Raw genomic sequence first — 370 nt, 5'->3', positions numbered from 1 at the left:
CAGCATGTACTCTCGCTTGTTCGTTTTCACCTGGAGGGTTCGAAAAACCCCCTGGTTTTGAGGTCTGCTCTGTGATTCCATTCGTCCGGTTCTGACTGAGGGAATGACGCTATGAAGCAGCCGGGATTTTTTGACGTTGAAGAGCGGCTTGCCCGGTTGAGCGGGCTTGGTGATGAGCTCGAAGCATTTTCCCGGACTGTGGATTTTGAAGTGTTCCGTCCTGATCTGGAGAAGGCACTGGCCTATTCAGATGGAAGCAAAGGCGGGCGACCGCCATTTGATCCGGTGCTGATGTTCAAGATCCTGGTGATCCAGACGTTGAACAATTTGTCTGATGAGCGGACGGAATATCTGATCAACGATCGCCTGT

The 370-nt window shown here is 51.9% G+C and carries 1 protein-coding gene; it reads left to right on the top strand.

Annotated features, from left to right (window positions below):
• Positions 1-111 precede the first annotated feature (111 nt).
• Positions 112-370, top strand: a 259-nt coding sequence (locus KP705_RS19310; protein WP_215765481.1) for a transposase, incomplete at its 3' end; no start/stop codon positions are given.

Origin of the sequence: Gluconobacter sp. P1D12_c (assembly GCF_018812105.1) — a bacterium.
GTDB classification, from domain to species: domain Bacteria; phylum Pseudomonadota; class Alphaproteobacteria; order Acetobacterales; family Acetobacteraceae; genus Gluconobacter; species Gluconobacter oxydans_A.
Note: the sequence above shows the minus strand (reverse complement) of the source record. Positions and strands in the feature narration are given on the sequence as shown.